This window comes from Frankia sp. CeTa3Moorea, from assembly GCF_978021225.1.
Genome location: NZ_CDXDOR010000023.1, coordinates 33,475 through 47,352, shown reverse-complemented (window position 1 = coordinate 47,352; position 13,878 = coordinate 33,475). Strand labels below are relative to the sequence as shown.

At 74.2% G+C, this 13,878-nt stretch carries 13 protein-coding genes; 5 read left to right on the top strand and 8 right to left on the bottom strand.

Annotation, left to right across the window (positions count from 1 at the left end):
* Positions 1–577 precede the first annotated feature (577 nt).
* The 4 genes from AC08OV_RS06935 to modA all read left to right on the top strand — a co-directional run bounded on the left by AC08OV_RS06935 (position 578) and on the right by modA (position 3,156).
* Positions 578–1,021 carry a hypothetical protein gene (locus tag AC08OV_RS06935; protein WP_476614141.1) on the top strand — a complete coding sequence of 148 codons (444 nt, stop codon included), beginning with the start codon at positions 578–580 and terminating at the stop codon, positions 1,019–1,021.
* A 27-nt stretch (positions 1,022–1,048) separates the two neighbouring features.
* Positions 1,049–1,609, top strand: coding sequence for a VOC family protein (locus tag AC08OV_RS06930; protein WP_476614142.1), 561 nt, complete (start codon positions 1,049–1,051; stop codon positions 1,607–1,609).
* A gap of 204 nt (positions 1,610–1,813) precedes the next feature.
* Positions 1,814–1,999, top strand: a complete 186-nt coding sequence (locus tag AC08OV_RS06925) for a flavin reductase family protein (RefSeq protein ID WP_476619460.1) — start codon at positions 1,814–1,816, stop codon at positions 1,997–1,999.
* 344 nt (positions 2,000–2,343) lie between these two features.
* Positions 2,344–3,156 (top strand): molybdate ABC transporter substrate-binding protein, encoded by an 813-nt coding sequence (modA, locus tag AC08OV_RS06920; protein ID WP_476614143.1) that lies wholly within the window; start codon positions 2,344–2,346, stop codon positions 3,154–3,156.
* Positions 3,157–3,267: 111 nt separating this feature from the next.
* Here modA and AC08OV_RS06915 read toward each other — a convergent pair whose 3' ends face one another.
* Positions 3,268–3,564: a hypothetical protein gene (locus AC08OV_RS06915; protein ID WP_476619459.1), complete on the bottom strand. Its 297-nt coding sequence runs from the start codon at positions 3,562–3,564 to the stop codon at positions 3,268–3,270.
* Between the two features lie 197 nt (positions 3,565–3,761).
* Positions 3,762–5,744 carry a WD40 repeat domain-containing protein gene (locus tag AC08OV_RS06910; RefSeq protein WP_476619458.1) on the bottom strand — a complete coding sequence of 661 codons (1,983 nt, stop codon included), beginning with the start codon at positions 5,742–5,744 and terminating at the stop codon, positions 3,762–3,764.
* Between the two features lie 231 nt (positions 5,745–5,975).
* On the opposite strand from AC08OV_RS06910, the gene AC08OV_RS06905 reads away from it, so the two are divergent.
* A complete protein-coding gene (locus AC08OV_RS06905; protein ID WP_462202682.1) occupies positions 5,976–6,599 on the top strand; it encodes a hypothetical protein in 624 nt (207 codons plus the stop codon).
* A gap of 39 nt (positions 6,600–6,638) precedes the next feature.
* Here the strand turns inward: AC08OV_RS06905 and AC08OV_RS06900 are convergent, their stop codons facing one another.
* The 6 genes from AC08OV_RS06900 to AC08OV_RS06875 all read right to left on the bottom strand — a co-directional run.
* On the bottom strand, positions 6,639–7,508 hold the full coding sequence (locus tag AC08OV_RS06900; protein WP_476614146.1) for an ATP-binding protein: 870 nt from the start codon (positions 7,506–7,508) through the stop codon (positions 6,639–6,641).
* Between the two features lie 15 nt (positions 7,509–7,523).
* A complete protein-coding gene (locus AC08OV_RS06895; protein WP_476619457.1) occupies positions 7,524–10,799 on the bottom strand; it encodes a hypothetical protein in 3,276 nt (1,091 codons plus the stop codon).
* Positions 10,796–12,259, bottom strand: a complete 1,464-nt coding sequence (locus AC08OV_RS06890) for a hypothetical protein (RefSeq protein ID WP_476619456.1) — start codon at positions 12,257–12,259, stop codon at positions 10,796–10,798. The genes AC08OV_RS06895 and AC08OV_RS06890 overlap by 4 nt, the downstream gene beginning before the upstream one ends.
* On the bottom strand, positions 12,252–12,764 hold the full coding sequence (locus AC08OV_RS06885; protein ID WP_476613217.1) for a hypothetical protein: 513 nt from the start codon (positions 12,762–12,764) through the stop codon (positions 12,252–12,254). Before AC08OV_RS06885 ends, AC08OV_RS06890 begins: the two co-directional genes overlap by 8 nt.
* Complete coding sequence (locus AC08OV_RS06880; protein WP_462187016.1) at positions 12,765–13,118, bottom strand: hypothetical protein; 354 nt, start codon at positions 13,116–13,118, stop codon at positions 12,765–12,767.
* 11 nt (positions 13,119–13,129) lie between these two features.
* The coding region (locus AC08OV_RS06875; protein WP_476619455.1) for a hypothetical protein at positions 13,130–13,878 on the bottom strand (749 nt) is incomplete at its 5' end.

The following is a 13,878-nucleotide window of genomic DNA, read 5'->3' as shown; positions in this document are numbered from 1 at the left end:
ATTGGATGTCCGGTCCGGCTGCGGGACTGCGTCTTCGACCATCGGGTGAATCTGTACGGGGCGAGAACCCGCCAGCTCGATCTCACCGGTACGCACTTCCGCGGAATCCTCGCGTCGAACGCCGTCATCGAGGGCAACCTCCGGCTCTTCGACTGCCGGTCCCGCGGACCGGTCATCCTGGCCGGCACCCGGATCAACGGAGCGCTGCTGCTCTCCGGCGCCCGCTTCGAGGGCCCCGGCTCCGCCTTCGACGCAACCCGGCTGCACGTCGAGGACGACCTCCTCGGTGGCCCCTCACCCGACGGCCGGTACCTGTCGGCCCTGCGCTGCGACGGGGAGCTGAGGCTGAACAACGCTGTCGTGGGCGGATCGGTGCGGTTGGAGGGAGCCCACCTGAGCAGTCCCACGGGCACCGCGCTGGCGGCATTCGACCTGAAGGTCGCCGCGATGCTCAACTGCTGTGAGGGGTTCCACGCCCAAGGGACGGTGAGCATCGCCTACGCCGAGGTGGGCAGCCGGGTCTGCCTGGAGGGGGCCCGCCTGGACGGCGCGCGCCCCGGCGACGACAGCCCTGACCATGGCCCTGACTGCGGCCCTGACTGCGGCCCTGACTGCGGCCCAGGCCACGGTGCCGGCAACAGCGCCGGCACCAGCGGCTCGATCGCATCGACGCGAGACTCTGGCGCCGGCGGCGAAGCTATGGAGCCACCTGCAGGACCTGCTCGTGGGATACGGATTCCGCCCGGTGCGGGCCGCCTCGTGGATCGCGCTTCTGGTGGTGGCCGGCAGCGTGCTGTTCGACCTACGGCCGCCGGCGCCGGTCGACGACACCGCCGCGTCGGCCTTCCACGCCCCCGTCTACACCCTCGACCTGCTGCTGCCCCTCATCGACTTCGGGCAGGAGCAGCACTTCACCCCGCGCGGCGCGACGGTCTGGTTCGCCTACTTCCTCATCGCCGCCGGTTGGGCGCTCGCGACGACGGTCGCCGCCGGGATCACCAGGACGCTGCGCGGCGGTTGACGCCGGACCTGGACGGCCGTCAACGCGTTGCGCGCGCTCGTCGCGCGCTCGTGGGGAACCGGAGCCGACCGCGGCCTGCTCCCCGTCACCGCCCCCGGTGGTGACGACGGCGGTCCGCGGACGGGGCAGACTGGCCGGGTGGAGGTTCTCAGCAGCCGCATCCTGCTCCGGCCCACGGATCCGCAACGCAGTCACCGCTTCTACCGCGAGACCCTCGGGCTGGCGGTCTACCGCGAATTCGGGCCGCCGGAGGAACCCGGGCTGGTGTTCTTCCTCGGCCAGGGCCTGCTGGAGGTGTCCGGGCGCTCGCCGCGCCCGGCACGGCCGGTGGGCGCGGGCGGGGAACCGGTGGGCGCAGGCCGGGAACCAGTGGGGACGACGCGGCTCTGGCTGCAGGTGCGTGACCTGGCGGCCGAACACACCCGGTTGAACACGGCGGGTGTCGTCATCACCCGGGAGCCGCGGCGTGAGCCGTGGGGACTCGACGAGATGTGGATCGAGGATCCGGACGGCGTCCCGATCGTGGTCGTGGAGATCCCGCCCGATCATCCCCTGCGCCGGGACCGGAGATCCCTCGCCGACGGCTGACGCGCGGGCCCGTCGGGACGGCGGGGCTCACCCGGACGACCCGATGCACCCGCGTCGGGGTGGCGCAGAGCGCCGCCCTGGCCTACGTGTCCACCCGGTTCCTGGCCCGCTGGTTCGAAAGGTGAACCTGTTGTCCTCCCAGCAGGAGGAGGTCGCCCGGCGTTTCGCCCGCAGCGGGATCGACCGGTTCGCCTCGCCGACCCGCTGGACCAGGCTGCGACCGGCGAGCCCCTGCTCGACGGGGGACGGGCGTGGCTGCGCTGCTCCGCCCGGCCACCCGTCGAGGCCGGGGACCACTTCCTCATCATCGGCCAGGTCCTTGAGGCGGACACCGACCCGGAGGCGTCCCCGCTCATTTACCACGACCGGACCTTCCACGTCCTGCCGTAACCCGGCCCGCCGTAACCCACGTCCTGCCGCGTAACCCACGTCCTGCCGTAACCCGGCCTGCCATCACCCGCGGCTTGCCCGAGGAGCACGACCGGCTCAACCGGCTCGGCACCGCTCTTGACCCTGCCCTCGGCACCGCTCTCGACACCGCCCGCCGAGCGGGGCTCCGGTCGCCGTGGCGCAGGCCCCGGCCGCGCACCGGCACACCACGGAACAACCCGCCTGTTCACCGTGCAGATACGGAACTATCATGCCCAGAGTTTCGCATCTGCGGATTAGCAGAGCGACAGGGTCCGCGACTGCGGAAACCGGACAACGGATGAACGGGTGGAGGAACGGGACACGTGAGATTTCGCAAGATGAAGACGGCGGCCCTGGCGGTGCTCGGCGCCGGGCTTCTCGCGACCGCCGGATGTGGCGGCAGCGACGGCGGCGCTGCGGCGACGCCCTCCGCCACGGCCAGCAGCGCCGCGAGCGGAGTACAGGGGACCGTCACGGTGCTCGCCGCCGCCTCGCTGACGAGGTCGTTCACCCAGCTCGGCAAGGACTTCGAGGCCGCGAACCCCGGATCGAAGGTGACCTTCTCCTTCGCCGGCAGCTCGCAGCTGGCCCAGCAGATCACCTCCGGCGCCCCGGCCGACGTGTTCGCCGCGGCGAGCCCGGCCACGATGAAGACCGTCACCGACGCCGGCGACAACGTCGGCGCGCCCAAGGTCTTCGTCCGCAACCAGCTCGTCATCGCCGTACCGAAGGGCAACCCGAAGGGCGTCACCGACCTGCCCGCCCTGACCAGGCCGGGGGTGAAGGCCGCGCTGTGCGCCGAGCAGGTGCCCTGCGGAGCCGCCGCGAAGAAGGCGCTCGCCGCCGCCGGGGTGAACCTGACCCCGGTCACCCTGGAGCAGGACGTCAAGTCCGCACTGTCGAAGGTCACCCTCGGTGAGGTCGACGCCGCGCTGGTCTACCGCACGGACGTCAAGGCGTCGGCGGGCAAGGTGGACGGCGTCGAGTTCCCCGAATCCACCAAGGCGATCAACGACTACCCGATCGTCGCGCTGAAGAACGCGCCCAACGCCGCCGGCGCCACCGCGTTCGTCAACTTCATCCTGTCCGACAAGGCGAGCACCGTGCTGACCAACGCGGGATTCCAGGCCCCCTGACCCCAGGCCCCGCTGATCCCCGACACGGTCATCCCGTGGTGGAGCAGGCGGACCCTGCACTTCGACTTCGCCTGACGAGGTTGCCCCGAACCTCCTGCGTGGAAATCGGCGTTAGGCGGCGGTCGCCGCTGTCCAGGCTTCGTCGGTGACGATCTCGATGCTGAGGGTGGCCTTGTAGCTGTGGCCATGGATCCGGCCTCTGGCGGTGTTGGCGGCGTAGACGGAGATCGCGCGTTTAGCGCGGCCCGCGATCGGCTGTTTCGCCAGGTACGGCTCGCCGTCACCGTCGAACGTGCCCAGGCCGGCCCCGTCGGGCGGGCGGACGTCCCGCCCCCGCGGGCTGTCCGTGGCGTCCAGCAGCCAGAACGTCGCGCTCACCCGCTTGCGCCCACTGCTCATCGCGAACATGTGGCATATGGCACCGTCCCCTCGGCCCACCCCGTCACCGGGGCGACAAGGTCAACCGTCGGCCCCGCGGCTCTCGGTAACCCCGCCGGCCCGGTCGCCGTAAGGACCCGACCAGCAGCACTGGGAGCCTTCCCCATGCCATGAGGTGGCACCCATCCGCCGTGCCACGGGCCGGCCTTGCCGCCCGGCCCGCCGGGTCAGAAGGTCCACAGCTTGACGGTGGCGTCCGCGCCGGCCGACGCGAGCTTCTCGCTGCCGTCCGCCAGCCGCAGGGATGCCAGCGCACGAACTCCGTCAGTGTGGTCGACGAGCGCAGCACCCACCTGGGTATGCGACACCGGGTCCCAGAGCCGGATGGACCGGTCGTCCCCTCCAGACGCCACCAGCGGCTCCCCACCGCCGGCGAGGGCCGCCACCGCCCGCACACCGGCGGTGTGGCCCCGCAACTCTCCGACCGCGGTGGCCGCCACCGGGTCCCACAGCCGCACAGCCGCGTCGTCCCCGCCGGAGACCAGCAGCGGCCGACCGGCGACCACCAGCGCGGCCAGGGCGCGTACCGCACCGTTGTGCCCGGTCAGCGACCGCCCGAGCGCCGCGCCGGTCAGGAGATTCCACAACCGGACGGTGCCGTCGTCGCCGCCTGAAGCGATCATCGGGACGCCGGCGACGAGCGTGACGACCGCGAGCACAGCACCCTCGTGGCCGCGCAGGGGCTGGCCGACCGGCTGCCCGGTCGCCGCGTCCCACCGCCGCACCGTCGCGTCGACACCGGCCGAGACCACCAGCGGCTGACCGGGCTGCCCGCCGGCCGTCACCGCCCGCACGGCCCCCGAATGGCCCGTCAGCGGCGCCCCGACCGCCACCCCGGTCACCGGGTCCCACCGGCGCACCGTCCGGTCCCCACTCCCCGAGACCACCAGCGGACCGGTCGTCGCGCTGCCGGGTGGGGCCGCGACCGACAACACCGCCCCGGTGTGACCCAGCAGCGGCTCACCCACCGGCTCGCCGTCAGCCCTCCACAGCCGCACTGAACGGTCCTGGCCGGCCGAGGCCAGCAGGGCATTCCCGCCGGCGAGCCCGCCCACCGCGGCGAGCGCCAGCACCGGACCCGCGTGGCCGGTCACGGTCTGCGCGACCGGCGCCGACCGTTCCGGCGTCCACAACCGCACCGTGCTGTCGACGGAGCCGGACGCCAGCATCGAGCGCCCGTCCGGCATCGGGACCGCGGCCAGCGCGGTGACACCGGACTCGTGGCCGGCGAGTGGGGGGCCGACCTGCTGGCCACTGGCAAGATCCCACAGCACGATGTCCCCCCCGTCGATGCCGGCCGCGAGCAGCGTCCGCCCGTCCCGCAGCGGCAGCGCGGCCAGCTCACGAACGCCGCCAGGCAGGACGCGCGGCAGCCCGACGGGATCGAGGCTTCGCACGTCCCGTAACACCACGAGACGGCCGAAGCTGTGGGCCAGCAGCGGCTGGCCGTCGGCACCCGGCACCACCACCGCAGCCCCCAGCTCCGCCCCGGCGTCACGCGCAACCTCGGTCATGTGGGCGTGCTCGTCGGTCAGCCAGTCCATGCTCCACAGTCGCAGGGCGCCGAAGGCACTGGCCATGACCAGGTGAGCCCTGCCGTCCAGGTGAACGACGCTCAGGCACCTCAGCAAGTCGAACTGGTCCAAGGGGTGCCACGGCAGCCGGGCGACGACGGACAGGGCGGGCAGGTCCAGCAGGACGACCGATCCCTCGTCCTCACCGAAGATCAGCAGCCGCCGGCCGTCAGCAAGGTTGAGCTGCGTCATACACCGCCCCTGACCGGGCACGGTCGGCCCCACCTGCTGGCCGGTGTCAGCGGCCCACAGGCGGATGTGCGACTCGGTGTGGCTCTCGCGCGGGCCGTCCTCGACGTTCACAGCGGTCCCGGTGGCCACCACCCGGCGCCCGTCGGGCAGGACGAGCGGCGTGACGGTGCCGACGAAGTCGTCCGGCTCCAGACTGATCGGTTGCCCCGCCGGCTGCCCCTGCGGGGTCAACCTCACCAACTCGGTACCTGGTGCGGCAACGCTCGCGAAGACCAGCACCCGGCCGTCGGCCATCGGCACGGACCCGACGCCGAACACGTGGAAAATCTGCGGCAGGACCCGGACTGTGGCGCCGGCATCCCACCCGTCGAACGCCGTTGCCATCGCCCACCCGTCGTTGTCGTCGAACGCATCCACCAGAGCGCAGGTAACCCAAGATCACATTACTCGGGCGGCGCGGCGCCTGAGCCTGTCGAGCGGGACCTGCCCTCGTCGGCTGCCGGACACCTTCGGCTGTTGCGACTCGGACCCGGGCCGTCATTTGGGCCTGATCACCATGGCCGGCTCGGTATCGTGCGAACCGGCAGGTTAGATCACGAAAGCGTGGAGGCGCAGGTGGTTTTCGACTACACGACCGAGTTCCCGCGCGAGGACCCCAACGTGGTGCCGAGGTTCACGCGCAGCTTCCACCACCAGGACTGGTTTGACGGCGTCAGCACGGTGCAGGCCGAGCGGAACGGAGCCGAGGAGGGGTTCAACCTCCGCTTCCACCGAATCGAGAGCGACCTGGACGGGCTGAGCGCCGACGGCCGCGTGTCGCTGACCGAGCTGGCCCGGGTCCGGGCGGACCTGCACGACCTGCTCGGCGAGATCCGCACCGAGCTGCGCCGGCTCGACACCCCGTTCAGCGAGGCCTGGACCACGCCGCCGCTGGCCGGCACCTGGCGGCGCGCCACCACCACCGACGACCTACAGTTCAACCCGCCCGGCTACCTGAAGGACCGGTCCGGCGTGGTCCACCTGCGCGGGGCGCTGACCGGTGGTGCGGAGGCCACCGTCGCCGCGTCACTGATCTTCACCTTGCCACCCGGCTACCGGCCGAGCACCCGGCAGATCTTCAGCGTCTTCAGCTCCGCGGGCACCACGCGCATCGACGTCCTCGACACCGGCGCCGTGGTCGCCCGCAGCACCCACGGCAGCTTCCTGTCGTTGGACGGGTCCACCTTCCGGCCGGACTGACGGGTCCACCTTCCCGCCGGGCCTGGGAGCGCCCGGTCCTCACCGCAACGTCCACGTGCCGCGGAACCGTTCGGTGACCGCGGCACAGAGGTCCTCGCCGACGGCGGTCCGCGCCGGCGCGCCCGGCGGCCGGGCATGGGCACCCACAGCCAGCGCAACCTGGTAGGCCAACGCCTGGCAGCGCGCCGCCCCGAGTCCGGGGTCGGCAGCCCACGCCGCCACCACGGCTGCCGGCACGACCAAGCCCAGGGCGGCGAAGCCGGCCCTCAGCCCGGCCTCGATCTCCGGTGCGGACAGCGGCGGCACCGCGAGGGCGGGGACGCCGCCCGGCCCAGCACCGCTCGGCCCAGCACCGCTCGGCCCGGCACCCGGCCAGGCCGGTGCCGCCGTGCCTACCGCGATCACCACCGGACCCGGACCGCCCGGGACGGCGGCCAGCACCGCCTGCCAGCCGTCCGCGGGCAGCTTGTGCACGTCGTCGAGCACCCAGGCGTGGCCGGCCCGGCCTAGCTGCCCCACCAGCCGGCCCACCGGCACACCCGGGATGCCGGCACGGCGCCGTCCCGGCAGGTTGTCCAGGTAGTCACGCACGCCCATCGGCGCCACCGCCCGGGTCACGGCGTCCCAGCCGTCCGGCGCGGCGCCCAGACCGGCCAGCGAGACCGCCGCGTCCAGCAGGTGCTCAGCCGCCGTCCACCGCCGGTCGCAGGTGGTCGTCACCGCCGGGCAGCCAAGGTCGAGCAGGACCTCCTCCACCAGCGACGACTTGCCGGCGACGGGCGGCCCGTGCACCAGCACCAGCCGCGGGGAGTCCCGCAGCAGCGCGGTCAGCGCCGCGTGCAGGCCCGGCCGGGGTCCACGGGCCCGGCCCGGCCGGCCGAAGGGGTTGAAGACCTCCTCGACGTTCACCCGCGCCGGATCCGGTCACCCGCGGCGGACGCCGGTCCGACGGAAGCGGCGGAACACCCGGGCCGTGGTCACCGGCAGCGGGTCGGCGGTCCCGTCGCCGTCCACGTCGAGGTGGCGGCGCCGGATCGCGAACGTGTTCGCCTGGATCCCGGCCGGCACGGTCCGCTCGACCACGTTCATCAGGAACTCGTACTGGTCCAGGTTCAGCGTCGCGCCGGCCGGCAGTTCCAGCCGTACCTGGTACGGGTCGGCCAGCTCGCTGCTCCGGTAGGCGAGGGTGACCAGCAGCGTGATCCCGGTGCCGGCCGGGCGCACCACCGCCGCGGAGCCGCCGGAGTCGATCGCGGCCGGCAGCCCGGTCACCGGCAGCGCGTGCCAGCTGACGCCGGAGGTCCGCCGGCCGGACAGGTTGAGGCCGCCCAGCGGCAGGCCGCGGGTGGACACCACGACCAGGACACGGTTGGTCTCCAGCAGCGCCATCGCCACGGCCGCGGCCAGCCCGTGCCCGGCGAGCGCCTGCACCAGGTCGAGGGCCTCCCGTGCCCCGTCGCCGGCACGCCAGAGCGCCCCGACCGACAGGTCGATGCGCAGCGTCGCGACCTCGGAGTCCGGGACGGATGCGGCCTGCGCGGCGAAGTCCGACTCCGGGGTGGCCACCGCGAGCCCGGCCCCGGTCAGCACCGCGACCAGGCCGGGTGCCGCGACGGCTTCCCAGGACCCGCGCTGCTCGCTGCCCCGAACCACCTGCCACGGCGGGTGCCCAGCCGCCTGCCACGCCCTCAGCGCCTCGTCCAGGGCCAGGTCAAGCGCGGAGCGGCCCACACCGTCGCCGAGACCGGCGTTCACCGCGGCGGAGGGCGACGCCTCCTCCCATGGGGTGTCCGGGCGGCGGACCGTGCCGCCCGGACCGAGGTCCGGCCACACGGTCGCCGTTGCGCGGGCGCGGTCATAGGCCAACACGGCAGGGCTCTGCGGAGAGTCAACGCCGGAGAGTGCCGCGAGGTGGGTCACGCTCCGCCGTCCCACCTGGTGGTACGCCGCGAGCACCGGCACACCGTCGGCGAACGACGACCACAGCTCCACCCGGCCGGCATCCCGGTCGACGCCCAGCACCTGGTCGCCGGGCAGCGCGGCCAGCAGGGTGAGCCCCGGCCGCCACCCCGGCCGCTTCCAGCGGACGGTGACCTCCAGCCCACGGTCGTCCGGCCGGAGACGAAGGGCGAGCAGGTGGAGGTCGCCGCTCACGCTGTCGTAGCAGAGCACGTCGTCGTGGCCGCCGCCCGGCGCCGCCACCGGAGCCAGGTGCGTCCAGCGGCCCAGGCTGGGGCCGTCCACCGCCGGCAGGGAGCCCTCGACCGCCAGCACGGACAGCGAGCCGGTCGTCCGGTGGTACAGCAGGAGCACGGGACCGCTGCTGCCCGCCAGCCGCATCGGCACCGCGTGTGTCCAGGCGGGCAACTGGTCGCGGGTGACGACTGCGTCGATGGACAGGCCCTCCTCGCCCCTGGTCACCTCGACGACCAGGATCGACCGTTCGGCCGGGTAGGTCAGCACGGCCCGGCCGAGCCGACCTCCGCCCGGGCCTTCGCCACCGGACCCGCCGGAGTCCTCACGCAGCACGACGGCGTCCTCGGCGCCCGGCGGGAAGCCGTTCTGCGCAAGGACCTGGGTCCCGCCGCGGGCGTCCACGGCGGCGACCGCCAGGCCGCCGGCGTGTGCCCGGCCGAGCAGCACCAGCGGCCGTCCCGACCCCGGCTCCGCCGCGCCGAGCCCGGCGACCTGGCTCCGGCCGCCGACCGGGACGTCCTGCCCGCCGGGCGCGGTGAGGTCCACCAGCGCCAGGTGGCTCACCGCGGTGCCGACCCGGCCGGCCTTGCGGACGGTCGCCGCCCCGCACGCCTGCAGCAGCGCCAGCACCGCCCCCGTGCCGGCACGTACCGCCGCAGCGCCGGCGGTGAGCGCGTCGCGCACCGTGGCCGGCAGGTCGCGACCCGGCAGGAACGCCAGCAGCGCCGCCTTCAACACCGCCTCAGCGTCAACCGGGACCACGATGTCGGCGCTCAGTCCCAGCTCGTAGGCGCTGCCGCCGGCCGGGTCCTGGCTGCGCACCAGGCTCCACCGCCGGCGGTCGCCAAGCTGCGCCCGGCAGGCGGCGAACAGCTCCAGGCAGCGGGCCAGACCGGGGGCCAGCGCCGGCTCGGTGTCGCCGTCGAAGAAGTACCCGGCCCGCAGCGCCGACCCCAGCGCCTCCAGCGCGGCCCGCTGCGCCGGCGGCAGCAGCCGCCCGCGGTACGCCTCGTCGGTGGCCGGGGTCGACGCCGGCAGCACCAGCCGGTCCCGCCGCACCTGGGCCAGGAACGCCAGCCGGGCGGCGCGCGCGGCCGCCTCGCCGGCCGGCGACGCCGACATCAGCAGCAGCCCGACCGAGTACGGCCGCACCTGCTCGACGATCCGCACCCGGCGGGTCGCGCCGAGCTCGCCCAGCCATCCGCGCGGTCTGTCCTGCGGTCCGCCGCTGCCGTTGACGGCCTCGGCGACGCCGGCCGGCGTCGGCATCGAGAAGGCACGCAGCGCCAGCAGCCGGCGGCGGTAGTCCTCGTCGTTCTCCAACCCGGTTGGCTCGGTCCGGGGACCGGTGAACACCTGCGGCGGCAGCCCGCTCCGGCCGAGCAACCGGTCACCGAACCGCGCCGCCCCGAGGTCGGCGCCGTGCCGGTCCAGGACCGCGCGGCGGGCGTTGGCCACCGCCCGGGACGCGCTGACCTCCCGTGCCGCGCACCGCAGCCGGGCCTTCTCGGCACCGATCAGGTACAGCAGCCGGCCCATCGTGCCCTGCACCAGGGTGACCGACAGCAGGGCGCGCAGCTCGCGCGGCGCAACCGGGGTGGCCGGCCCGCCGGCGGTTACCCACCGCGCCTTGACCTGCAGCGCCAACAGGTCGAACGCCGGTGCGAAGACGAACGGCCACACCGGCAGCATCGCCCCCCGCTCGCTGAACGGCGCGTACCGGACCGGGATCGTGACCTGCGGCCCGCCCGAGCCGTCCGACTCCGGCCCGGGCAGGCCGACCTCGACGGCCAGCTCGTCGAGGTCCAGGTCACGCTCCAGGGTGAGCAGCACCAGCGGCTCGCGGTCCCAGGTCAGCCGGACGGTGCCGGTGTCGTCCAGCGGGAAGGACTCGTGCGCGGCACCGGCCGACAGCACCCCCGTGAGGTGGTCGGCGAGGTTGACGAAGGACGCCGACCGCGGGCCGTCCGGGTCCGCGACCGTCATCGGGTCGTGCGGGGTCATCGGGTCGCGATCCGCAGCTCGTCGAGCTGTTCCACGTAGGTCGGGATGCTGGTCGGCCCCACCACGACGTTCTCGCCGGGGCCCAGCCGGACCGTGCCCCCGCCCCCCGGGACCCCGGCGTCGTCCAGGTCCCCGGGCCAGCGCAGCAGGGCCAGGTCGCGCACGTCCTGCACGCCGGGAACGCTCATCAGCGCGTAGCTCACCTCGGCCGCCCGCACCGGCTCGCCGAAGGACAGCCCCATGACGTACCCGCGCACCTGCTCCGACAGCCGGCGCTTGAGCTCCTGGGCGGCCGGGGAGGCGTTGACCACCTGGGTGCCACCACTGGGCAACGGCACGTCGCGCACCAGGATGTCCGCGGACAGCGACACCGACACCGCGTCGCCGCGCTCCACCGACGGGAAGATCCCCATCGGGCGGACGTCCTCGATCGCCGCCAGCACGGCCTCCCGCACCCCGCCCGGGCCGGCCCAGATCGCCGCCGGGGTCTCGGCCACCAGCACGGTCAGGTAAAAGGGGTTGGTGATGTCCCGCTCGGTGGAGAACACCCCGTCCAGGAAGCTCAGCGTGCCGAACACCGACTGGTTCAGGTCCAGGCCGCCCAGGCCGTCGCGCACCTGCACCTGCCGGACACCGGGCACCAGGGACACCGCGACCTGCACGGCGTCCGCACTCCAGACCGAGCGCGGCGCCCGCAGCAGCAGCGCCCGGTAGCGGTCGTCCGGCCAGCGCAGGGTGCCTCCGGTCAGCGGCGCACTGTGCGTGATCCCGACCGTCACCTGCCCATCGGTGCGCGCCACCAGGGCGGCGTAGCCGGCCAGCGCGGGGTCGAGCAGGTTCCATCGCTCCAGCCGCTGCGGGAAGGTGCCGGTCACGGTGGACACCAGCGGGTCCAGGTTGCCCTCCGGCCCCGGCTGGAAGGCGCTTACCGCCACCTCGGCGACCCGCTGGGCGCTGGTCAGCACCACCTGCTCGGCGGTGGCGGCGTCGTGCCCGCCGGGGGTAAGCATCCGGGCCCCGGCCGGGATGCGCACCTCGGCGACGTCGGCCGGGAGCGTCCCGTTCAGCTGCAGGGTGACCCGCCCGCGGGCCTCGCCGAACGGCCGCGCCAGCCCGACCTCCGCCCCCAGCAGGGACAGCGCCTCGCCGGTGGCGGTGGCGATGAAGCTGTTGTCGAACATGGCGCCCAGCGCCGCCCAGGTGCGGGCATCCTCCAGGGCGGAGATCTCCAGGATCTTGCGCAGCACGGACGCCGAGGTGAGGTCGACGTCCTCGCCGAGGATGCCGCGGGCCAGGGCCAACTTCTCGGCCAGGATCCGGGTGAACGGCTTGGGCACGAACCCGCCGGCCGTCACCCCGACGTCGTCGCTGCCGGTGGCCCGCAGCACCGCGGCGTCCACGGCGACGACATCGACGGGCGGCAGGTCCGGCGGCAGGTCCGGCGGCGTCGGGTTAGACACCCGGCACCACCCCGTCGACGGACAGTGCCAGGGGGTCGCCGCTGGCCGCCTCGAACGTGGCGCGCACCGAGGCGGTGCGCCGCGAGCCCACGTCGCCCGGTTGACCTGGCTCGCCGCGCTTGTCCACCAGGGTCACGTCGATGATCCGGCGGACCCGCGGATCGCGTCGCAGGGTGTCCACCACAGCCACCCGGACCCCCTCCCGGACCAGCAGCGGGTCGACGTCGCCGGCCAGCATCCGCAGGCCGTCGAAGCCGAACCCGGTGTTGAAGACGTCGTCGCCCAGCCCGGTGGTCAGCGCGATCTCCAACGCCTGCACCAGGTTCGGTAAGCCCTCGACGACGCCGAGGTCTCGACCCCGCCCCGGCGCCGGCCGCAGCACCAGGTCGCGCCCGAGGTCCAGGCCCGGCTGGGTCGGCTCGCTGGCCAGGCCCCAGCCGAGCACCCGCCGCCGCAGGGCGGATGCCTCGGGGCCGTCCTGGGCCCGGGGGTCCCATGCTGCCATTCAGACCGCCTGCAGCGTGGTGGTGGAGGTGCGCTGCACGCTGACCGCATGCGCGGGCGGCGGCACCGCCGACCCGACGCTGGGCGCCGACAACGTCTCCAGCAGCACGGGAACGCCGCCGACCACGAGCTTGGTCGCCACCCCCGCGGTCGGCGCGGCCACCGAGGTGCAGGGCGAGGGACTGCCGCCGGCCGGGTTGGTGGCCGTGCAGGAGCCCGGCTGCACGGTCCAGCTCGACACCCCGGACTGCAGCGCCACCGGTTCGCCGCCCACCAGGAGCTTCACCGGACCGGAGTTGGCGACGACCACCTGGCCCTGCAGCGAGCAGGCCACCGTGGCCCCGGTCGTGATCACTACCGGCATCCTCATTCCACCTTCATCTGCTCGTCGACGCTGACCTTGACGTTCTTGCCGGACATCTCGACGTCCTGCTGGGTGGCCTTGATGACCACGCTGGCCGCGGCGAGGGTCAGCGTGCCCTTCGCGACTAGCCGGACGTCACCGGAGTCGGTGAACTCCAGCAGGGTGGTCCCGTCGGAGTGCTCCACCGACAGCACGACCTTGTCCGGCGCGGGCGTCGGCCTGGTGCCGGCCGGGGCCAGGCCATCGGGGCCGATCCGCAGCCGCAGGTTGCCGACCTCGATCACCCGGTGGCCGTCGGCGTCCACCAGGTCGTTGGTGGCCTTGCCGGACGGTGGGACCGGGGTGGCCGCCGCGGGCAGCGAGGCACGCTCCCCCGGCGGGACCTCCGCTGGCAGCGACAGCCACCAGTCGCCGGCCTGGGCGTCGGGCCCCGCACCGTCCGGCCACACCGCGCCGACGTCGACCGGGTCGTCCGGCTGCCCGTGCCGATGCACCGATACCACCCGGGTGCCGGGGTAGCGCGGCACCACCAGCCCGTAGCGGCCCCAGGCGAACGGCGTCGCGTACGGCACGTTCGTCTTCTCCAGCGGAGTTGCCCGGTCGACCGGCAGCCGGACGGCACCGTGCCCGGCGCCGTCGGACGCCGGCGTGGTGCCCTGCCACAGGGTGACCCGCTGCGCGGCGGCATCCCCCTCCGCGGCCGGGCGGTGCGCCCGGACCTCACCCACCTCGGCGACCTCCAGGGTGGCCA

What these genes read in the sequence shown, in the direction of transcription:
- AC08OV_RS06935 (WP_476614141.1), top strand. Translation starts at nt 578, where the DNA reads ATGGCCCTGACTGCGGCCCTGACTGCGGCCCTGACTGCGGCCCAGGCC.
- AC08OV_RS06915 (WP_476619459.1), bottom strand. Translation starts at nt 3,564, where the DNA reads ATGTTCGCGATGAGCAGTGGGCGCAAGCGGGTGAGCGCGACGTTCTGG.
- AC08OV_RS06910 (WP_476619458.1), bottom strand. Translation starts at nt 5,744, where the DNA reads ATGGCAACGGCGTTCGACGGGTGGGATGCCGGCGCCACAGTCCGGGTC.
- AC08OV_RS06885 (WP_476613217.1), bottom strand. Translation starts at nt 12,764, where the DNA reads ATGGCAGCATGGGACCCCCGGGCCCAGGACGGCCCCGAGGCATCCGCC.
- AC08OV_RS06895 (WP_476619457.1), bottom strand. Translation starts at nt 10,799, where the DNA reads ATGACCCCGCACGACCCGATGACGGTCGCGGACCCGGACGGCCCGCGG.